This is a genomic window from Pseudoxanthomonas sp. 22568 (genome assembly GCF_052044485.1).
In the GTDB taxonomy this organism is placed as follows: Bacteria; Pseudomonadota; Gammaproteobacteria; order Xanthomonadales; family Xanthomonadaceae; genus Pseudoxanthomonas_A; species Pseudoxanthomonas_A beigongshangi.
The window spans coordinates 76,345-96,000 of the sequence record NZ_JBQENC010000008.1; the positions used below are offsets into that span (position 1 = coordinate 76,345).

Here is a 19,656-nt window from a genome sequence, read left to right on the forward strand (position 1 = left end):
CATGACCGACGCCCGCAGCCGCCAAGCCGATGCCCTGATCGACGGCCTGCACCGCGAGGCGGGCGGCCGCCTGACCATCTTCCTGGGCGCCGCGCCCGGCGTCGGCAAGACCTACACGATGCTTTCGCGCGCGCGGGAAATGCGCAAGCAGGGCACCGACGTCGTGATCGGCATCGTCGAGACCCACGGACGCAGCGAGACCGCCGCGCTCACCGAGGGCCTGGAGGTGGTGCCGCGCAGGCGGGTCAGCTACCAGGGGCGCTGGCTGGACGAGATGGATCTCGACGCGCTGCTGGCGCGCCGGCCCAAGGTCGCGCTGGTCGACGAGCTGGCGCACCGCAACGCGCCCGGCAGCCGCCACGAGCGCCGCTGGCAGGACGTGATGGAACTGCTGGAAGCGGGCATCGACGTCTACACGACGATCAACATCCAGCACCTGGAAAGCCTCAACGACGTGGTCCACCGCATCACCGGCGTGCGGGTCAGCGAGACCGTGCCGGACGCGGTGTTCGATCGCCTGCGCGACATCGTGCTGGTCGACCTGCCGCCGCGCGAGCTGATCGAACGGCTGCACCAGGGCAAGGTCTACCTGCCGGACCAGGCGGCGCAGGCGTTGCAGGCGTTCTTTTCGCCATCCAACCTGATCGCGCTGCGCGAACTGGCGATGCAGACCGTCGCCGACCGCGTCGAAAACGATCTGCGCGACACCCGGACCGCGCGCGGCCTGCCCGGCATGGCGCTGCGCCGCCGGGTGCTGGTGGCGATTGACGGCATGGGCCAGTCGGAATACCTGGTGCGGGTCGCCCGGCGCCTGGCCGAACGCCGTGACGCGCCTTGGACGGTGGTGACCGTGCAGGCGCGCGAGGCCGGCGAGGCCACCCAGCTGGAACTGGATCGCGCGTTCGCGCTGGCGCGCCGGCTCGGCGCGCAGACCGATGTGGTGCACGGCAACAGCATCGCCGACGCGCTGTTGGATCACGCCGCCCAGATCGGCGCCTCCACGCTGGTGCTGGGACGCACCCGCGAGCGACCGGTGGCGCGGATGTTCAACCGCACCCTGACCCAGCAGCTGCTGCAACGGGCCGCGCACTACGAACTGGTCATCATCAACACGCCGGAAGCGCGGGCGCGCTCGCGTCGGCGCTGGAACCGCGCCGACATGCCGGTGTTGCGCAACGATCTGCTGTTCGCGGTAATCGCGGCGGTGCTGGCGGTCGGCGTGTCCTGGCTGGTCGAACGCTGGACCGGCATCGACGATCTGTCGATGGTGTTCATCGTCGCGGTGGTGCTGGTGGCCACCCGCACCCGGATGGCGGCGGCGGTGGTGGCGGCGCTGCTGAGCTTCCTGGCCTACAACTTCTTCTTCATCGACCCGCGCTTCACCTTCAACATCGGCGCCTCGCAGGGCGTGACCACGGTGTTCCTGTTCCTGCTGGCGGCGCTGGTCGCCGGCCGGCTGGCCTCGCGCCTGCGCATGCAGGTGCTGGCGCTGCGCGCGGCCAATGCCCATGCCACCGCCCTGCAGATGCTCGGACGGCAGCTCACCAGCGCGGCGGATCTGGGCCAGGTGCTGGCCGCCGGCCGCGACGCGCTGGGCACGGCGATGGACGCCGAAATCTGGCTGCGCTGGGATGGACAGGTGGCGGCATCGAACGGGGTGGTGCTGGAAGGCAAGGATCTGGCCGCCGCCGACTGGGCCCAGCAGCATGCGCAGGCCACCGGCCGCTTCACCGACACCCTGGCCGGATCCGCGTGGTGGTTCCTGCCGCTGCGCGACGCGCGCGGGGTGATGGGGGCGGCCGGCGTGCGTTTCCCGCGCGAACTGCCCCGGCTGGGTTTCGAGCAGCGGCGGATGGCCGAGGCGATGGCCGACGACATCGCACAGGCCGCGCTGCGCACCCGGCTGGTCGCGGATCTGGAGGGCGCGCGCATCACCGGCGAGACTGAGCGCCTGCGCTCGGCGCTGCTGTCCTCGGTCTCGCATGATCTGCGCTCGCCGCTGGCCTCGATGATCGGTTCGGCCAGCAGCCTGGCGAATTACGCCGACGCGATGGACGCCGAGGATCGCAAGGCGCTGCTGGACACCATCCAGCGCGAGGGCGAGCGGCTGGATCGCTATATCCAGAACCTGCTCGACATGACCCGGCTGGGCCATACCGGGCTGACCCTCAACCGCGACTGGATCAACGTCGACGAACTGATCGGCTCGGCGGTCGGGCGGCTGCAGCGCTACCAGCCGGAAGTGCGGCTGCAGACCCGGATCGCCACCGACCTGCCGCCGATCTGGGTGCATCCGGCGCTGGTCGAGCAGGCGGTGTTCAATGTGCTGGAGAACGCCGCCAAGTTCTCCCCGCGCGGCGAGCCGGTCGAGGTCGAGGCGCGCCTGGTCGACGAACAGTTGCGCATCGACGTGCGCGATCGCGGGCCGGGCATCCCGGAGCAGGAGCGCAGCCGCATCTTCGACATGTTCTACAGCGTGGAGCGCGGCGATCGCGGCCGCCAGGGCACCGGCCTGGGCCTGACCATCTGCCAGGGCATGATCGGCGCCCACGGCGGCAGCGTGGAGGCGCTGCCCGGGCCGGATGGCCGCGGCACCACGATCAGGATTACGCTTCCCCTCCTGCATCCCTGAGTTCCGCCGGTCCCGCCTTGAATCCCGCCGACACCGTCCCGGTTTCGTCCGCGCCCCCGGTCCGCATCCTGGTGGTCGACGACGAGCCGCAGATCCGCAAGTTCCTCGACATCAGCCTGCGCGCGCAGGGGTATCGGGTACTGCTGGCCGAGGACGGCGCTTCCGGCCTGGCCGCGCTCGCTTCGCCGGGCGCGGATCTGGTGATCCTGGACATCGGCCTGCCGGATCGCGACGGCCACGAGGTGTTGCGCGAAATCCGCGGATTCTCGCAGGTGCCGGTGATCATGCTGACCGTGCGCGCGGGCGAGCAGGAGAAGGTGGCCGCGCTCGACGCGGGCGCCAACGACTACGTGACCAAGCCGTTCGGCGTGCAGGAACTGATGGCGCGCATCCGCGGCCTGCTGCGTGCCCACGCGGGCGCGACGGTGGAGGCACCGGTGGTGTTCGATGATGGCCGCCTGCATGTTGACCTGGCCCGGCGCGAGGTGTCCCTGGACGGCGAGCCGCTGGCGTTGAGCCGCAAGGAATTCGCCCTGCTGTCCTTGCTGTTGCGCCATGCCGGTCGGGTGGTCACCCAGCCGCAATTGCTGCGCGAACTGTGGGGCCCCACCCACCAGCAGGACACCCACTACCTGCGCATCCTGGTCGGCAAGCTGCGCCAGAAGATCGGCGACGACGCTTCCGCGCCGCGTTACATCGCCACCGAGCCGGGCGTGGGCCTGCGTTTCATCGACGGTGGCCACTGACGCGGCCACCGCGCGAAGGCAACCGGGACGCAGGCGTCAGGGACGACGCTCCAGCCGCAGCAGCCGTCCCGCCGGCTCATCCGTCAACAGGTACAGCGTGCCGTCCGGCGCCTGTTTCACGTTGCGCAGGCGGGTTCCGCTGAGCAGCACTTCCTCGCCGAGCACGCGATCGCCCTCCAGGTCCAGCCGCATCAGGCTGCCGGTGGACAGTCCGGCGAGGATCATGTCGCCGCGCCATTCCGGAAACTGCGAGCCGCTGTAGATCACCAGGCCGGTGGGCGCGACGGTGCGATCGGTCCAGGTCCATGCGGGCGCGGTGTAGATCGCCCCGGGCAGCGTCTGCGGCCGGTAGCCGGTGGTGCGATAGCGGCCCGAGGTGTGCACCGGCCAGCCGTAGTTGGCGCGCGGACGCAGCACGTTGACCTCGTCGCCGCGATGGGTGCCATGTTCGGACATCCAGATGCGTCCGTCCGCCGCCTGCGCCAGTCCCTGCGCGGCGCGGATGCCGAGCGCATAGAGACCGGGCACCGCATTCGCGCCAAAATCCGGATTGCCAGGCACGGGCTCGCCGTCCAGGGTGAACCGATAGATCTTGCCGCGCCTGTCCGTGGGATCCTGCGCCACCGGCAACGGCGGATTGTCGCCTTCGCGGAAATGACGCTCGCCGACGGTCAGGTACAGATGGCGCTGGCGATCGATCAGCAAGCCGCCGCCGTAGTGGAAGCGCTCGGCCGAACGCGGGGTGGCGGCGAACAGCGGACGCACGTCGGCCAGGCGATCGTCGATCAGGCGCGCGGTGGCCAGATGCGTGGTCAAGCCGTCCGCGCCCTGCGATGCATAGGTGAAGTAGATGCGCCGGTTGCCGGCGAAATCCGGATGCAGCACCACGTCGAACAGGCCGCTGTTGTCGCCGCGGCCCTGGAAGTCGTCGACGAGATCGTCGGGCATGCCGGCGATGGGGTGTTTCGCGCCATCCGGGCTGATTCGCATCAGCCCACCTTCCTTCTCGCTGACCAGGAAGTCCCCTTCGGGCAGGAACGCCATCGACCAGGGACGCCGGAGTCCGGTGGCGACCGGGACCGCTTCGATTGCTTCCACGGGGGCCGTCGCCATGCCCGCGGCCAGTACCAGTTCGAACAGCATCGATGACTCCTTTGGTATGGTGCCTCGCCGCCCATGCCGGACGCGCGTCGGATTGAGGAGGGTCTTCCCGTGTCGTCGATCAGGCTAGCCATTGCCGGGATGTCCGGGCCCGCGTTTGCGCCGGAACGTTCCCGGCGCGCGCCGAACCGAGCCGCGTCCGCCAACCGGCCGCGCCACACGGCCTATCCTGTCCACCGGGTTGCACCGCGCGCACCATGACTCAGGATTCCGCTGCTCACCGCCATTCCACGCCACCACTTGGCGAGCGGACGCCTTCGCCGCATCGCTCCGGGAGCGCGCTGTTCTGGTGGTTGCATCTTGGCGGCTGGGGCGGGGTGTTCCTGGTCAACTATTTCTCCGCACTCGCCAACGGCAAGCCCGCCGAGTACTGGACCGTGCTGCTCGCGGTCGCGATGACCGGATGCCTCGGCACGCTCGGCCTGCGCTATCTGTTGCGTGCCTGCGCCGAACGGCCGCCGGCGCGGGTGGCCCTGCTGATGATCGTGCCGGTGTTGCTGATCGCCGCGGCGATGGCGCTGGCCTTCAAACTCGTCACGGATCTGGGGTGGTGCGGTCACTGCCTGCCCTTCACCCGGTTCGGTTACTACACCTACGTGATCGGACAACTCTACGTGGTGGTGGGCTGGACCAGCCTCTATCTGGTCATGACCACCTGGCGCAAGCTGCGCATGCAGACCGAAGCGGCGCTGGCGGCGACCGCGACGGCCCACCAGGCGCAACTGAAGATGCTGCGTTACCAGCTGAACCCGCACTTCCTGTTCAACACCCTCAACGCCATCTCCACCCTGGTGCTGGACCGCGACAACGCCACCGCCAACCGGATGGTGCAGGGGTTGAGCGCATTCCTGCGCCACTCGCTCGACAACGATCCCATGCAGCGGGTGACCCTGAAGCAGGAACTGGACGCGATCAGCCTGTACCTGGATATCGAGAAGACCCGCTTCGCTGAGCGCCTGCGGTTGGAGATCGAGATAGAACCGGCCTGCTGGTTGGCATTGCTGCCAAGCCTGCTGCTGCAACCGCTGGTGGAGAACGCGATCAAGTACGCGGTGGCCAAGCGGGTGGAAGGCGGCACGATCGGCCTGCGCGCCTCGCGCCAGGGGGAGCGCCTGAGATTGTCGGTCGTCGACGACGGTCCGGGATGGCCTGCGCTCGATCACGGGGGCGTGCCCCCCGACAACGCGCCGCGCGGCAACCGGGTTGGCCTGGCCAATACCCGCGATCGGCTTCGCGTGCTGTACGGCGCGCAACAGAGTTTCGATGTCCGCAACCGCGAGGAGGGCGGGTTCATGGTGACGATGACCCTGCCGTTCGAAACCGGCGGCGCGCCACGGGAGTGACCATGCCACGAGCTGCGAGTGAACAGATGATCCGGACCCTGATCGCCGACGACGAGCCGCTGGCGCGGCGCGGACTGGAACTGCGCCTGGCCGGCGAACGCGACATCCACATCGTCGGCCAGGTCGGCGATGGCGCCGCGGCGGTGCGCGCGGTGTCGGAGCACGCGCCGGATCTGCTGTTCCTCGACGTGCAGATGCCAGGCCTGGACGGCTTCGCGGCCCTGCGCGCGATCCCGGCGCAGCAGATGCCGCTGGTGGTGTTCGTCACCGCTTATGACCACTACGCGCTCAATGCCTTCGAGGCCAGCGCGGTGGACTACCTGCTCAAGCCGGTGGATGACAGCCGCCTGCACCAGGCCCTGTTCCGCGTGCGCGAGGCGCTGGATCAGCGTGATGCCAGCGATCATCGCGCGCGGCTGCTGGGTCTGCTCGGCGCGCTCAGCGGCCGGCCCGCGTTGACCCTGGACGAGGCGCTGGACGCCGGCGGCGCGCAGGTGTTGCGCGATGCGGACACGCCGCTGGCGATCCGCGATGGCGCGCGCACCTTGCGGCTGCCGAGGAGCAGCATCCGCTGGGTCGATGCGGCGGGCGATTACCTGTGCATCCATACGGATCGCGACACCCACGTGCTGCGTGCAACGCTCGGACAACTGGAGAAACGGCTGGATCCGACCCGGTTTCCACGCATCCATCGCTCGACCCTGGTCAACGCCGGACGGGTCAGCTCGCTGCGTCCGCACCTCAACGGCGAGTATTTCCTGACCCTGGACTGCGGGCAGGAACTCAAGCTCTCGCGCAGCTACCGCGACCGGCTCGCCCTGTTCAAGTAACACGTGCCCGAGGCGCGTGCTCGGAGGCATTGCGCCGAAGCGTGCGGAATCCGCGGTGGGCGCCATTGTCCGCGGACGCCCCGCCCGTCAGTCTGCACGGACATTCCCAAGGAGACGTGCAATGAACCAGCCGCGGTTTCGAAGCTTGCTCGCGGGTGCCCTCTTTGCCTTGACCGCGGGCGCGCACGCGCTGCCGGCCGATGCACCCGCTGCCCATCCGGCGGCGCAACAGGATCCCGCCGCGCAGGCGGGCATGCGACAGGCGATCAATCACTACTTCCGCGGCCAGGCCACCGGTGAGGCGTCCCACATGCGCCAGGCGTTCCTGCCGAGCGCGCGGATCGAGAGCGTGCGCGACGGCAAGGTCACCTCGCTGACGCTGGACGAATTCTGCGCGTTCTTCAAGGGCAAGGCCGCGGCAGACGAGGCATCGCGCGTGCGCACCATCGATTTCATGGATGCCTCGGGGAGCGCCGGTACCGCCCGCATCACCCTGGACCATGGCGCGGTCGTGATCACCGACTATTTCCTGCTGCTGAAGGTCGGCGACGAGTGGAAGATCGTCAACAAGATCTCCTATTTCGGCCGCAAGGCCGAAGGCCAGGCCGGATGATGCGCATGAAATCCGCGCTGCTCTTCGCTTCGCTCCTGTGCCTGTCCATTGCCAGTCTCCCCGCCCCCGCGGCGGACGGGCCAATGGCCCGGGAGGCCGAGGCGGCGATCCGCGCGACCGACGTCCGATGGTCCGAGGATCTCTACGCCGGCCGCCTGGACCGGGTGATGGAGAACTACGACGAAAACGCGGCGTTCCTGACCCATGGCAGTCCACTGATCCGCGGCAAGGCGGCGATCCGCGCGTGGTTCCGGGAACGCCTGGATACGCCGGGATACTCGGCCAGGTTCCGGCCCACGGAGATCATCATTGCGGCATCCGGCGACATGGCTTACGAACTGGGCGAGTTCGAGGCGACCGTCCTGTCCGGGGGACGGACGATGCGGGTCAAGGGCAAGCACCTGGTCACCTGGCGATGGAACGGCGCGCGTTGGGTGGTCACCGCCGAGTCGATCAACACCGATGGGCCGGCGGTCGCCGGGTAGGCCGCACGCCCTCACGGGAAATCGGCGGCACTGCGGTCTGAACCGGCGCGGACGGCGCTGGACAGGGATGTGGGAGGAGTTCGGGCCGCCGCCACGACATGGGCGATAATGGCCCGGCAGGCGCCTGGCGGCCGCGGACCCGCGTCCCGGACTGTCCATCAGGCGGCCTGGATGTCCGCAGACCCCACTGGAAACAAGCCGAGCATGCCGTTGGAAACCGCCGTCCCGACAGGGGCAAAGCCCCGTAGTCCCGATATCAGGGAAGGCGTGACCCTGTCCGTCGCGCCAATGATGGACTGGACCGATTCGCATTGCCGCGTGTTCCATCGGCTGCTGTCGCCGCATGCGCGGCTGTACACCGAGATGGTGCATGCGCAGGCGGTAATCCACGGCGATCGCGATCGCTTGCTGGGATTCGACCCCGTCGAGCATCTGGTCGCGCTGCAGTTGGGCGGCAGCGAGCCGGACCTGCTGTCGCGGGCCGCGCGCATCGGCGAGGAATGGGGCTACGACGAGGTCAACCTCAACGTCGGCTGTCCTTCCGATCGCGTGCAGGCCGGCCGCTTCGGCGCCTGCCTGATGAAGGAACCGGCGCTGGTGGCCGACAGCGTGGCGGCGATGATCGCCGCGGTCGCGATTCCGGTGACGGTGAAGTGCCGGTTGGGCGTGGATGAACTGGAGGACTACGATCGCTTCCGGGCGTTCGTCGAAGCCGTCGCGGACGCGGGCTGCACGACGTTCTTCGTGCATGCGCGCAAGGCCTGGCTGCAGGGCCTGTCGCCGAAGGAGAACCGCGAGATCCCGCCGCTGCGCTACGACTGGGCCTACCAGCTCAAGCGCGAGCGCCCCGATCTGACCGTGGCGGTCAATGGCGGCATCGGCACCGTCGTCGACGTGCAAACGCACCTGCGGCACAGCGACGGGGTGATGCTGGGCCGCGCCGCGTATCACGAGCCGTATCTGTTGCATGAACTGGAAGCCTCGCTGTGGGGGGCGCCATTGCGCAGCCGCACCGAGCTGCTGCGCGCGCTGCGTCCTTACGTGGAAAGCCGGCTGGCGGCGGGCGTCGCGCTCAAGCACGTGACCCGCCATGTCCTGGGCCTGTTCCATGGCCAGCCCGGCGGGCGCTTGTTCCGCCAGATCCTGAGCGAGGGTGCGCATCGGCCGGGGGCCGACTGGTCGCTGCTGGAGCGCGCGCTCGCGGCGACGGAATCGCGCCTGCAGCCGGCCGCCTGAGGGCGACCCGCGATGCTCACCCGCGATATTCCGGAGTTCCTGCGTCTGGCCCGCGCCAGCGCCGCCGACTTCGGGCCCGCCACCGCGCGCGCCGCCTTCCTGGTCAGTCCGGAGGGGTTCGTCCGTGCCGACGAGTCGGCGCGCGACAACCGCTACATGGCCGATGCCGCCGGCTTCGATGCGCCGGCCGCACTGGACGAACACCGCGCGCTGCATCGCGCGCTGTCCGCCGAGTTGCCGGTGATCGCCTTTCCGGGCAATCCGCGGACGCCGGACGCGGTGTTCCCCAACAACGTGTTCGCGACCGCGCCCGGGCGCCTGATCGTCGGCCGCATGCGCCACGAGGTCAGGCGGCGCGAGGCGGAGCGGGGCGATATCCGCGGCTTCTTCCGCGACACCCTCGGTTACCGGGAAATCGACCTGTCCATCCAGCCCCATCCCTGCGAGCTGACCGGGGCGCTGGTCATCGATCGCGCACGCGGGCTGGGTTTCTGCGGCCTGTCCGAACGTTGCGACGAAAGCGGCGCGGCGCTGATGCACGAAGCGTTCGGCCTGCGCGCGACCCTGATGTTCGACCTGGCCCCGGGCGAATACCACACCAATGTCGTGCTGGCCGTACTGGCCGGGCGTGCCGTCCTGTCCGCGGCGCCGGGCTTTGCCGACCCGCGCGTGCCGGCCGCCCTGGGCGAACTCTACGGGCCACTGGCCATCGCCCTGTCACCGGACGAACAAGCCGCGTTCGCCGCCAACGCGATCGCGCTGCGCCCGGACAGCGTCTGGATGAGCGAACGGGCGGCCCGGGCGCTTTCCGCCGATACCCGCCGGCGCCTGGAAGCGCAGGCCGGGTTCGTCGTGCGCGACGTCCCGCTGGCCGCCGTCGAGGCCGGTGGGGGCTCGCTAAGATGTTGTGTCGGCGAGATTTTCTGACCGTTCGTAAGCTGAACGGTGGCGCCAGGCTTGTGGATAAGTTCAGACCGGATTCACTGCCCGGAGCCAAGACTTTGCGTCCATTGGTCTAGAAGTGGTTTCGGGTTCCGTTCAGTTTGGGAAGCCGAGATCCGTTACGATTCCGTTATGCATCGCACACTTTCTTCCATCGCGTTCGTGGCACTGCTGGCGCTGGCCGGCATGGTGGTCGTGGCCGACGCCCGGGCGCAGGCACAGGGCCAGGGACAGGGCCGGGGACATGACGATCGTGGCGAGCGTTCGGGGCAGCGCGAACAGGGGTCTCCCCGTTCCAACGATGCCCGCGACAACAACCACAATTCGCTGTCCGATTCCGTGCGCCGCGCCCAGCGCGAGCCCGGCATCCGCGTGCTGAGCGCCGAACGCGTGCCGTTCGATGGCCGGGACATCAATCGCATGAAAGTGATCGATGAGCGTGGCCGCGTGCGTTACATGGACGATGCCGGCGGCAGCCGCCGCCGCACGCCGTCGCGTGGGGGAGAAGGCGAACAGGCGCCCGCGTCTGCACGTAGTGATAACCCACCTCAACCGTAGTCTTACGTAGAATCACTCGTAAGCTCGTGGCGGCCCAGGTGCCGCCCGCATTCCAAGGAGAGTCCATGCGTATCTTGCTGGTCGAAGACGAAGCCCCCCTGCGCGAAACCCTGGCCGCCCGTCTGAAGCGCGAAGGCTTTGCCGTCGACGCCGCCCAGGACGGCGAAGAAGGCCTGTACATGGGCCGCGAAGTCCCGTTTGACGTGGGCATCATCGACCTCGGCCTGCCCAAGATGTCGGGCATGGAATTGATCAAGGCCCTGCGCGACGAGGGCAAGAAATTCCCCATCCTGATCCTGACCGCGCGTTCCAGCTGGCAGGACAAGGTGGAGGGCCTGAAGCAGGGCGCAGACGACTACCTGGTCAAGCCGTTCCATGTCGAGGAACTGCTGGCGCGCGTCAATGCGTTGCTGCGCCGTGCCGCCGGCTGGAGCAAGCCGACCCTGGAGTGCGGTCCGGTCGCGCTGGATCTGGCCGCGCAGACGGTCAGCGTCAATGGCAGCAACGTCGACCTGACCAGCTACGAGTACAAGGTGCTGGAATACCTGATGATGCACGCCGGCGAACTGGTCTCCAAGGCCGACCTGACCGAGCACATCTACCAGCAGGATTTCGATCGTGACTCCAACGTGCTGGAAGTCTTCATCGGCCGCCTGCGCAAGAAGCTGGATCCGGAAGGCGAACTGAAGCCGATCGAGACCGTGCGCGGACGCGGCTACCGCTTCGCCATCCCGCGCACCAACGAGGCTTGATGGCGTCCCCGGCGGGCGCCGAACCCTCGGCCAGGCCGCGGCGCGCGCCGTTCGACGGCTGGCGCCCGCGATCACTGCGTGCCCGCCAACTGCTGGCCGCCAGTCTCGGACTGGTGGCCTTTCTCGCTTTGGCGGGCTACGCGCTGGATCGCGCGTTCATCGCCACCGCCGAGGACAACCTGCGCCAGCGCCTGAAAGCCTATGCGCTCAAGTACACCGACGAAATCGACTTCACCCGCGGCGGTGCGCTGATCCCGCCGTTCGACACGCCCGATCCGCGTTTCGAGATGCCCGACAGCGGCTTGTATGCGGAAGTGATCCTGCCCAACGACCGCTGGGGCTCCAACTCCACCCTCGGGCCGGTGCTGCCGGCGTCGCCGATGCTCGGCCCGCTGGAGGAAGCCTTCGACGGTCCGGTCACGTTCCGTCGCGCCGACGGCAGCGAGAGCCAGGTCTACCGCTATGGCGTGGGCTTCGTCTGGGCCGAGCGCGGCCCGGATGCGGAGTTTCCCTACAGCATCTACATCCTCGAGGACGCGCAGGCGCTCAACGCGCAGATGCGCGTGTTCCGCGGCGCGCTGTGGGTGTACCTGGGCAGCGCCGGCTTCATCCTGCTGCTGCTGCAGATGGCGGTGCTGCGCTGGAGCCTGCGTCCGCTGCGGCGCGTGATCACCGAGTTGACCCGCGTGCAGGGTGGACAGATCGACCGCATGAGCGAACGCCATCCGCGCGAACTGGAACCGCTCACCGACAGCATCAACGCCTTCATCGAGAGCGAACGCGAGAACCTGGAGCGCCAGCGCAATACCCTGGCCGATCTCGCGCACAGCCTGAAGACGCCGCTGGCGGTGCTGCGCACCCAGCTCGACAGCGGCAGCGGCGAGGCTTCGCTGCGGGAGGAACTGGACAACCAGCTCAAGCGCATGAATGGACTGGTGTCCTACCAGCTGGCGCGCGCGGCCTCCAGCGGCCACAAACTGTTCTCCGCGCCGGTGCCGATCGAACCGCATGCGGAAGAGATCGTCAGCGGCCTGGAGAAGGTCTACGCCGGCAAGCGCGTGCTGTGCGAATTCGAAATCGATCCGCAGGCGAGGTTCTACGGCGAGACCGGCGATCTGCAGGAACTGATGGGCAACCTGCTGGAGAACGCGTTCAAGTGGGCGCGTTCGCGCGTGTTGCTGACCGTGCGCCCGCTGCCCGCGGCACCGCAGCGGCGCGCCGGCCTTTACCTGTCGGTGGAGGATGACGGCCCCGGCATCACCGAGGAGAACATCCCGGTCGTCCTCCAGCGTGGCGTGCGCGGCGACGAGCGCGTGCATGGCCATGGCATCGGCCTGTCGATCGTGCAGGACCTGATCCGCGACTACCGCGGCGAGCTGCAGGTGGGACGTTCGGAGGAACTGGGCGGCGCGCAGTTCGTGGTCACCCTGCCGCAGGGACTCTGATCCGCCGCACGGTGCGCGGCGACCCGCCGGTCACCATTCCGGCGGCGGACCATAGAACCGGCGCAGGTGTGCGGCCACGTCGGGCATGGCCTGGCGCAGCAGGCGTGGTGCGGAGAAGTGGTATTCGGTGGCCACCGCGAAGAATTCGTCCGGGCCTTCGGTCGCATAGGCGTCGATCCGGGTCTCGCGGCCGGTATCCACCTCCTGGCACAACTGATCGTAGGCACGCTGGAAATCCTGCGCCCAGCGGCGGCGCCAGTCGCCGGGCAGTGGAGGCGTCCCGTCCATCTCGCCGTCGAGCGCATCCAGCTTGTGTGCCATTTCGTGCACGGCCACGCAGAAACCTGCGTCGGGTTCGGCCAGGTCCGCCTGCACGTCCGCCCACGACAGGATCAGCGGGCCGGCATCCCAGGATTCGCCGGCCAGATCGTCTTCCCATTCGTGTTGCACGCCCGCCGCGTCGGTGTGGCTGCGGTGCACGCGGAAGGCTTCGGGATAGACGATGAGCTGCGACCAGCCGCGCCAGCCGCGATGGCCGAATTCAAGCAGCGGCAGGCAGCACAACGCGGCCAGCTGGGTGCACTGCTGGATATCGAGCGACAACTCACCCAGTGGAGTGATGGTCTTTTCGTGCAGGAAGCGCGCGGTCAGTGCGCGCAGGCGCCAGCGGCGCACGTCGTCGAGCCGCGCGATCCACGGTGTATCGCGGCAGATGCGTTGCCAGATCTCGTCATCGATGGGAGCAGGCGGACGGAACCGCCGGAGCAGTCGCAACACTGGTCAGCGGAACATGCCCGGCAGGAAGCTGTGCCATTTCGGTGCGCGCGGGCGCGGCAGCACCGGGCTTGGATCGCTTTCATCCTCGCCGCCGCCGCCACGACTGCCCACCACCGGCAGCGTGCCGCCGGACGATGACGTGGTCGCGGGCGCATACTTGTCGCGCACCGACGCGCGCGCGGCGCGCGTGGCGGCTTCGCTGGGCGGGGATGCTTCGTTGGCCTTGTCGGCGATTTCCTGGCAAGCCGATGCGCTGACGGTCGACAACACGCGGCCGTTCTGCGCCATCGCCGGCGCACAGATGCAGGTCAGCAGGACGATGAAGCTGGCGCGAAGCATCGGAGGACTCCTGTCGGATGGCGACCGAGGCGGCGGCCATCCTGCTGAATATAGCCGGAAACCGGGATGACGGTCTGAACAGGCCGGGGCGCGGCGAAGCCTGCCGGGAGCGGCCCCGGAGCGGGCTTGGCGGGCCCCGGCATAATGACGCCATGTCATGCCTGTCCGCCGCCGCCCCCGATGCCTCCTTTCCCCACGCCCTGGGCGGTCGGGAGCCGCGGTGAGTGCCGAACGCGAACTGCTGAGGCGGCTGCAGGCCGGTCCCGTGTCCGGTGACGCGCTGGCCCGGGACGCCGGCCTGACCCGCGCCGCCATGTGGAAGCGCATCGAAGCCCTGCGCGAGGCGGGGGTGCGCATCGACGCCAAGGCCGGCCGCGGCTATGCCCTGGCCGGGCCGCTGGACCTGCTGGATGCCGGGACCATCGGCCAGGCGCTGGAGCCCGGTTGTCGCGATGGCCTGGCGGCGCTGGAAGTGGCCTGGTCGCTTGATTCCACCAACAGCGAGTTGTTGCGCCGGGATACCCCCTCCCAGGGCGCGAGCGCGCTGCTGGCCGAACAGCAGACCGGCGGGCGCGGACGGCGCGGGCGCCGATGGGCGTCGCCGGTCGCGGCCAACCTCTACCTGTCGCTGGCACGCCATTTCTCCGGCGGGCTGGCGCGGCTGGGCGGACTCAGCCTGGTCACCGGCGTCGCGGTGGCGGAGGCGCTGCGCGCGCTGGGCTTCGCCGGCACCGGGCTCAAATGGCCCAACGATCTGGTGGTGGACGGCCGCAAGCTGGGCGGCGTGCTGGTCGAAGGCGGCGGCGAACACGGCGGCCCGGTCCGGGCAATCATAGGCATCGGCATCAACGTGCGCATGCCGGCGACGTTCGCGGCCGGCATCGACCAGCCCTGGATCGATCTGGCCGCGCTGGGCGGCACCGCGCCGGATCGCAACGCACTGGCGGCGGCGCTGCTGTCGCATCTGCTGCCGGCGCTGGACCGGTTCGATCGCGATGGCCTGGCCCCGTTCCTGCCGCGCTTCGCGTCGCTGGACGTGCTGGCCGGGAGGGAAGTGGCGATACATGGAGCGCGGCAGACACGCCACGGTGTCGCCGGCGGGCTGGCCGAGGACGGCGCATTGCGCGTCCTGATCGATGGCGCCTGGGAGAACGTGCATGCCGGGGAAATCAGTGTGAGGGCGCAATGACGCAATGGTTGTTTGATCTGGGGAACTCGCGGCTCAAGTGCACGCAACTGGATGGCGAGGGACGTCCCGGCGAGGTGATCGCGTTCGGCCATGACGAGCGTGGGTTCGCCGAAGCGCTGCGGCGGCACTTGCCGGCCACGGCGGATTCGGCCTGCCTGGCGAGCGTGGCGTCGCCAGCGCTGACCCTGGCCGTCATCGATGTACTGACCGAAAGATTCCAGCGCATTTCACTCGCCCGCACGCAGGCCGCGTTCGCGGGCGTGCGCATCGCCTATGCACGGCCGGAGAAGCTGGGCGTGGATCGGTTCCTGGCGATGGTCGCGGCGCATGCCCGCGGCGCGCGCGCGTGGATGATCGCCGGCGTCGGCACCGCCATCACCATCGATCTTCTGGACGCACGCGGCCTGCACCGGGGCGGGCGCATCGCGCCTTCGCCCGCGCTGATGCGCGCCGGGCTGCATCAGGCCGCCGCGCAGTTGCCGGCGCAGGGCGGCATCTACCGCGAGTTCGCCGACGATACCGAGGACGCGCTGGCGTCCGGTTGCGACGGCGCCGCGTTGGGCCTGATCGAACGCAGCCTGCGGCTGGCCGCCCGCGAACTCGGCGAGACGCCGGCGTTGCTGCTGCACGGTGGTGGCGCCGAGGCATTGCGCGCCTGCCTGCCTGAAGCGGAGTTCGCCCCGCCGCTGGTACTGGAGGGCCTGGCGCAATGGGCGAAGGCCGGCCGCCCCGCCGATGTGGCGGCGTGACCGTCATGGATAGAATCCCCGCATGCTGATTCGCGCCCTGATCGTCCTGCTGGCCGTCCTCAACCTGGGCGTGGCCGCCTGGTGGCTCACCCGCCCCGAACCCGCCGCGTCGCCATTGCCGGAAGTGCCGGCGGGAGTGACCAGGCTGGAACTGGTGGAATCCACGGTGCCGTCATCGGCCGCACCGCAGGCGGCCGTCACCGCCACCACGCCGCCGTCTTCGCCCGCCGCGCCGGCCGCGCCGCCAACCGCCGCGCGGGCCTGTTTCCGCGCCGGTCCGTTCGCCGAGCGGGCCGCCGCCGATCTCGCGCGTGGCCGGATTGACCCGACGGTCGGCCGCGCGATTCCACGGGAAATGCCGGGGAAGGGCGCCAGCGGCTACCGGGTCTCGCTGCCGCCAATGGCCAGCCGCGAGGAAGCGGTGGCGATGGCGCAGCGCATCGGGGCGGCGGGCTTCGACGATTTCCTGGTGATCAACCAGGGAGAGGAAACCAACGGAATCGCATTGGGTCGCTACCGCAGCCGGGAAGGCGCCGGGCGGCGCCAGGCACAACTCGCAGCGGCTGGTTTTCCCGCCCGCGTCCATGCGATAGGCGAGGAGGGCCCGTCGCGCTGGTGGCTGGACGTCGCCGCCCCGGCCGGAACCACCGCCATGGCGCTGCGCCCGTTGGCCGGCGTTCCGGTGCAGCCGCAGGACTGCCCTGCCGCACTGCGGTAGAATCCCGGGACCGGCGCAACGCCGGCCCTCCGTGCCGCTTTAGCTCAGCTGGTAGAGCAACCGCCTTGTAAGCGGTAGGTCATCCGTTCGATTCGGATAAGCGGCACCATTTTGTTGTTACATGGCCTCCAGCCAGATCCTGGATCCACGATAAGCCCGCGAAAAGGCGGAATTTTTTGCGCGCTAGGGTCCAGGGCTGGGAACGTGAAGGGCAAGCCAGGCTCAGGTCAAGGTTGTCTGCGGATGCCAGGTCTGAAGCCATCGCGCTGGCTTGGTGGATATGCGCCAAGACTTGGCGGCGAGGACCGTACCGGGGGAGGGCTGCCAATGCCCTGTCCATCGTGCCAAGCCGTGGTTGCCGACGAGAATCAGTACGTCCGGAAGGGAAATGCCAGACAGATGAGCGCGGTCGCCATCATCAGAAGGCAGATCACGATCGCCCATTTGAGGGTGAACTTCTGATGGTCGCTGAACTCCACCCCCGCAAGCCCCACCAGCAGGTAGGTCGACGGCACCAGAGGACTGAGTAGGTGCACCGGTTGACCGATCAATGATGCTCGCGCCATCTCGGCGGGCTGGATGCCGTAGACCTGGGCGGCCTGGGAGATGACGGGTAGAACGCCGTAGTAGAAGGCGTCGTTGGAAATGAAGAATGTGAAGGGCAGGCTGGCCAGCGCGGTGATGGTGGCCAGATACGGGCCCCACGAATCCGGAATGATCGCCAGGAAACTGTCGGACATGGCTTTCGCCATGCCGGTCCCCGACAGGATTCCGGTGAACACGCCGGCGGCAAAAATCACGGCTACGACCGGAAGAGCGTTCCTGGCATGTTCCGAGATGCGCTCACGCTGGAGAACCACGCAGGGATAATTGAGGATGACGGCGGCGGAAAACCCGATCATGAACAGGACGGGAAGTGGAAGCACTCCCGCCACCAGACACACCATCAGGGTGGCCGTCAGGATGACGTTGAACCACAACAGGCGAGGTCGCTTGAGTTCGGATGAGCTCTCCTCCGGCAACGGCGGCGCACTGACCGGGATTCCGCGCGGATTACGCAGTACGAGGATGCCCAGGCGCCTGCGTTCACGGTTGCCGAGGACATAGGCAAGGCCAAACAGCCCGGCCATGCCCACCACCATCGACGGAATCATCGGAACGAACACCTCTGCGGGATCCACATGCAATGCGCTGGCCGCACGCGCCAGCGGCCCGCCCCACGGCGTGAGGTTCATCACGCCACCTGCGAGCATGGTCATGCAGGTCAAGTTGAGCGCATCAAGTCCAAGCCTTCGATACAGGGGCAGCATGGCGGCCACGGTGATCATGTAGGTCGTCGAACCATCACCGTCGAGTGAGACGAATGCGGCCAGAACGGTGGTGCCGAGGACAATTTTCAGCGGATCTCCGCCTACCAGCCCGAGGATGCATCGGACCGCGGGATCAAACATGCCGGCATCGATCATGATGCCGAAGTAAAGGATGGCGAACATCAGCATCACGCCCGTGGGCGCGAGTGTCTTGATGCCATCCAGCATCATGGCACCCAGCGCCGGCAGGGCGGCGCCGGCGACGATGGCGAAAACGATGGGAACGGTGATCAACGCCACTAGCGGGGAAAGCCGCTTTGACATGATGAGCGCCATGAAGGTGGCGACCATTCCGAATCCGAGCCAGGTCAGCACGGCCTACTCTCCATTTCATTCTCGGACGTTGCAAGCCGGCAGCGCGGGGGGCCTGCCGCCGTTCTTCGGTGCGTCACCGGGGATTGCTGGATGTGCGGCTCGACGCGATCATGTTCCTGGAGTGGCTATGAAAAGCCTTCGACGCGAACATTGCCGGAGGGAAACTTCACCAGGAAAACCAGCCCGATGCCTATTGCGCTGAAGAACAGCGGAACCAGAAGGGCGTACTTCCACTCGCCCGACCAATTGACGAGATACGCCATGATGATGGGCAGCAGACCCGCGCTCAGATTGCCCCAGAACGAAGTCCACCCGGCGAGCAGCGCGGTTCGTTGGCCGCCTATGTCCTGGATGGTCGACCAGACCATTCCCTGCACCAGGCCGACTCCGAACAGCGAGCAGCACAAGGTCACCATCACCCAACCGATATTGCTGATCCAGGGCACCAGAGCGAGCGAGATGCCACCCATCACCAGGCCCACAATGGCTGCCGGCAGTCTGGCCATTCTGAGCGAACCACTGCGCCTGATGATGGCTTCGGCGATGAATCCATACAGCGTAACGCTGAAATACAGCGTCAACCATGGCATCGCCGTGTACCAGGCCGACGTGCTGAGCGAGAGTCCGTGCTCCTTGGTCAGGTAGATCGGGAGCCAGCTCAGGAAAAACGCCTGCACGCTGACGAGACAGAAGTAGAAGGACGACATCACCCAGGTTGTCCGGGTGGAAAGCATTTGCCGAAGCTCCGAGCCCGCCGAGCCGGGGCGCGGTTGCTCCTGCCCCTTCTCTCCCGCGGCGTCGTCCTGACGCGTCAACGCCCACCAGATGGCGCACAGCATGAATCCGAAAATGGCATAGGCATAGAAACAGTTCCGCCATCCGTAGTGGGTGGCGAGCACTCCGGTGAGGATTGAACCGGCGACAGGGCCGATGTACTGGCCGGAAAGGGCGATGGAGGTGAACCGGGATCGCCGCGCCGCGGGGAACCAACTGGATATGGCCGCCACGGAACTCGGCCAGTCCGGCGCCTGCGCCGCGCCCAGAAGAAGGCGGAGCAGCAGCAGGCTCCAGAACCCCGTGGCCATCGGCATCAGCCCGACCGCCAGCGACCATAATGCAAGGGCGATCGCCATCAGCTTGCGAAAGCCGAATCTCTGGATCAGCCAGCCCGCCGGCAACTGGAATATCGCATAGGTCCAGGAGATGGATGCCAGCAGGTAGGACATCTGTTCGAGATTGAATCCGAACTCCTGCTGGACATTGGACGCGACGACCACGAAGGCATTGCGGTCGATGGAAAGGACCAGGTTGATGGGAACCAGCGCCACCATGAAAGGGATCAGCACCCGACGTTTTTCCGGTTCTCTTGCCATTGCCATCTCGGTCATGTGTTGCCCCATCTCTGTCGTTTCGGTCTCAACGAATGCGTGCCTGGCCCCCTCCCGCGTCGCCGGAA

At 68.1% G+C, this 19,656-nt stretch carries 19 protein-coding genes and 1 tRNA gene; 15 read left to right on the forward strand and 5 right to left on the reverse strand.

The features are described 5' to 3' along the window. Nucleotide 1: 1 nt before the first annotated feature. Nucleotides 2–2,632, forward strand: coding sequence for an ATP-binding protein (locus ACTJI2_RS11880; RefSeq protein WP_440842205.1), 2,631 nt, complete (start codon nt 2–4; stop codon nt 2,630–2,632). 17 nt (nt 2,633–2,649) lie between these two features. After that, nucleotides 2,650–3,378, forward strand: coding sequence for a response regulator (locus ACTJI2_RS11885; protein WP_183639262.1), 729 nt, complete (start codon nt 2,650–2,652; stop codon nt 3,376–3,378). Between the two features lie 36 nt (nt 3,379–3,414). On the opposite strand, the gene ACTJI2_RS11890 is transcribed toward ACTJI2_RS11885, so the two are convergent. Then, the gene (locus tag ACTJI2_RS11890; protein ID WP_440842206.1) at nt 3,415–4,521 is read right to left on the reverse strand and encodes a PQQ-dependent sugar dehydrogenase; all 1,107 of its coding nucleotides are present in this window, start codon (nt 4,519–4,521) and stop codon (nt 3,415–3,417) included. A gap of 215 nt (nt 4,522–4,736) precedes the next feature. Here ACTJI2_RS11890 and ACTJI2_RS11895 point away from each other — a divergent pair, with 215 nt between their 5' ends. The 9 genes from ACTJI2_RS11895 (at nt 4,737) to ACTJI2_RS11935 (ending at nt 12,743) form a co-directional block, all read left to right on the forward strand. Further along, nucleotides 4,737–5,882, forward strand: coding sequence for a sensor histidine kinase (locus ACTJI2_RS11895; protein ID WP_440842208.1), 1,146 nt, complete (start codon nt 4,737–4,739; stop codon nt 5,880–5,882). A gap of 26 nt (nt 5,883–5,908) precedes the next feature. Continuing rightward, nucleotides 5,909–6,712: a LytR/AlgR family response regulator transcription factor gene (locus ACTJI2_RS11900; protein WP_440842209.1), complete on the forward strand. Its 804-nt coding sequence runs from the start codon at nt 5,909–5,911 to the stop codon at nt 6,710–6,712. A 145-nt stretch (nt 6,713–6,857) separates the two neighbouring features. Further along, the gene (locus ACTJI2_RS11905) at nt 6,858–7,325 is read left to right on the forward strand and encodes a nuclear transport factor 2 family protein (RefSeq protein WP_440842210.1); all 468 of its coding nucleotides are present in this window, start codon (nt 6,858–6,860) and stop codon (nt 7,323–7,325) included. 5 nt (nt 7,326–7,330) lie between these two features. After that, nucleotides 7,331–7,810: a YybH family protein gene (locus ACTJI2_RS11910; RefSeq protein WP_440842211.1), complete on the forward strand. Its 480-nt coding sequence runs from the start codon at nt 7,331–7,333 to the stop codon at nt 7,808–7,810. A gap of 204 nt (nt 7,811–8,014) precedes the next feature. After that, entirely contained in the window at nt 8,015–9,046 is a 1,032-nt protein-coding gene (gene dusA / locus ACTJI2_RS11915) for a tRNA dihydrouridine(20/20a) synthase DusA (protein WP_440842213.1), read from the forward strand. A gap of 12 nt (nt 9,047–9,058) precedes the next feature. Further along, nucleotides 9,059–9,973 (forward strand): arginine deiminase-related protein, encoded by a 915-nt coding sequence (locus ACTJI2_RS11920; protein WP_440842214.1) that lies wholly within the window; start codon nt 9,059–9,061, stop codon nt 9,971–9,973. A gap of 147 nt (nt 9,974–10,120) precedes the next feature. Beyond that, nucleotides 10,121–10,546: a hypothetical protein gene (locus ACTJI2_RS11925; RefSeq protein ID WP_440842215.1), complete on the forward strand. Its 426-nt coding sequence runs from the start codon at nt 10,121–10,123 to the stop codon at nt 10,544–10,546. 65 nt (nt 10,547–10,611) lie between these two features. Continuing rightward, a complete protein-coding gene (locus ACTJI2_RS11930; RefSeq protein ID WP_141455518.1) occupies nt 10,612–11,298 on the forward strand; it encodes a response regulator transcription factor in 687 nt (228 codons plus the stop codon). Then, nucleotides 11,298–12,743 carry an ATP-binding protein gene (locus tag ACTJI2_RS11935; protein WP_192197999.1) on the forward strand — a complete coding sequence of 482 codons (1,446 nt, stop codon included), beginning with the start codon at nt 11,298–11,300 and terminating at the stop codon, nt 12,741–12,743. The genes ACTJI2_RS11930 and ACTJI2_RS11935 overlap by 1 nt, the downstream gene beginning before the upstream one ends. A gap of 30 nt (nt 12,744–12,773) precedes the next feature. Here the strand turns inward: ACTJI2_RS11935 and ACTJI2_RS11940 are convergent, their stop codons facing one another. Then, complete coding sequence (locus ACTJI2_RS11940; RefSeq protein ID WP_318287773.1) at nt 12,774–13,520, reverse strand: zinc-dependent peptidase; 747 nt, start codon at nt 13,518–13,520, stop codon at nt 12,774–12,776. A gap of 3 nt (nt 13,521–13,523) precedes the next feature. After that, nucleotides 13,524–13,859 carry a hypothetical protein gene (locus tag ACTJI2_RS11945; RefSeq protein WP_440842216.1) on the reverse strand — a complete coding sequence of 112 codons (336 nt, stop codon included), beginning with the start codon at nt 13,857–13,859 and terminating at the stop codon, nt 13,524–13,526. A gap of 220 nt (nt 13,860–14,079) precedes the next feature. On the opposite strand from ACTJI2_RS11945, the gene birA reads away from it, so the two are divergent. The 4 genes from birA (at nt 14,080) to ACTJI2_RS11965 (ending at nt 16,624) form a co-directional block, all read left to right on the forward strand. Further along, nucleotides 14,080–15,048, forward strand: coding sequence for a bifunctional biotin--[acetyl-CoA-carboxylase] ligase/biotin operon repressor BirA (gene birA / locus ACTJI2_RS11950; protein ID WP_440842218.1), 969 nt, complete (start codon nt 14,080–14,082; stop codon nt 15,046–15,048). Continuing rightward, a complete protein-coding gene (locus tag ACTJI2_RS11955) occupies nt 15,045–15,797 on the forward strand; it encodes a type III pantothenate kinase (protein ID WP_440842219.1) in 753 nt (250 codons plus the stop codon). Before birA ends, ACTJI2_RS11955 begins: the two co-directional genes overlap by 4 nt. 22 nt (nt 15,798–15,819) lie before the next feature. Beyond that, entirely contained in the window at nt 15,820–16,515 is a 696-nt protein-coding gene (locus tag ACTJI2_RS11960) for an SPOR domain-containing protein (RefSeq protein WP_440842220.1), read from the forward strand. Nucleotides 16,516–16,548: 33 nt separating this feature from the next. After that, nucleotides 16,549–16,624, forward strand: a tRNA-Thr gene (locus ACTJI2_RS11965). Nucleotides 16,625–16,883: 259 nt separating this feature from the next. Here ACTJI2_RS11965 and ACTJI2_RS11970 read toward each other — a convergent pair. Together ACTJI2_RS11970 and ACTJI2_RS11975 are read right to left on the reverse strand one after the other, a co-directional pair. Next, a complete protein-coding gene (locus ACTJI2_RS11970) occupies nt 16,884–18,200 on the reverse strand; it encodes a CitMHS family transporter (RefSeq protein ID WP_440842221.1) in 1,317 nt (438 codons plus the stop codon). 125 nt (nt 18,201–18,325) lie between these two features. Continuing rightward, entirely contained in the window at nt 18,326–19,588 is a 1,263-nt protein-coding gene (locus ACTJI2_RS11975; protein WP_440842222.1) for an MFS transporter, read from the reverse strand. Nucleotides 19,589–19,656: the final 68 nt, after the last annotated feature.

Bases quoted from the DNA above. Each gene is read 5' to 3' on its own strand.
- ACTJI2_RS11880 (WP_440842205.1), top strand. From the start codon at position 2: ATGACCGACGCCCGCAGCCGCCAAGCCGATGCCCTGATCGACGGCCTG.
- ACTJI2_RS11890 (WP_440842206.1), bottom strand. From the start codon at position 4,521: ATGCTGTTCGAACTGGTACTGGCCGCGGGCATGGCGACGGCCCCCGTG.
- dusA (WP_440842213.1), top strand. From the start codon at position 8,015: ATGCCGTTGGAAACCGCCGTCCCGACAGGGGCAAAGCCCCGTAGTCCC.
- ACTJI2_RS11935 (WP_192197999.1), top strand. From the start codon at position 11,298: ATGGCGTCCCCGGCGGGCGCCGAACCCTCGGCCAGGCCGCGGCGCGCG.
- ACTJI2_RS11895 (WP_440842208.1), top strand. From the start codon at position 4,737: ATGACTCAGGATTCCGCTGCTCACCGCCATTCCACGCCACCACTTGGC.
- ACTJI2_RS11975 (WP_440842222.1), bottom strand. From the start codon at position 19,588: ATGACCGAGATGGCAATGGCAAGAGAACCGGAAAAACGTCGGGTGCTG.
- ACTJI2_RS11955 (WP_440842219.1), top strand. From the start codon at position 15,045: ATGACGCAATGGTTGTTTGATCTGGGGAACTCGCGGCTCAAGTGCACG.
- ACTJI2_RS11900 (WP_440842209.1), top strand. From the start codon at position 5,909: ATGATCCGGACCCTGATCGCCGACGACGAGCCGCTGGCGCGGCGCGGA.
- ACTJI2_RS11920 (WP_440842214.1), top strand. From the start codon at position 9,059: ATGCTCACCCGCGATATTCCGGAGTTCCTGCGTCTGGCCCGCGCCAGC.
- ACTJI2_RS11930 (WP_141455518.1), top strand. From the start codon at position 10,612: ATGCGTATCTTGCTGGTCGAAGACGAAGCCCCCCTGCGCGAAACCCTG.
- ACTJI2_RS11925 (WP_440842215.1), top strand. From the start codon at position 10,121: ATGCATCGCACACTTTCTTCCATCGCGTTCGTGGCACTGCTGGCGCTG.
- ACTJI2_RS11910 (WP_440842211.1), top strand. From the start codon at position 7,331: ATGAAATCCGCGCTGCTCTTCGCTTCGCTCCTGTGCCTGTCCATTGCC.
- ACTJI2_RS11960 (WP_440842220.1), top strand. From the start codon at position 15,820: ATGCTGATTCGCGCCCTGATCGTCCTGCTGGCCGTCCTCAACCTGGGC.
- ACTJI2_RS11945 (WP_440842216.1), bottom strand. From the start codon at position 13,859: ATGCTTCGCGCCAGCTTCATCGTCCTGCTGACCTGCATCTGTGCGCCG.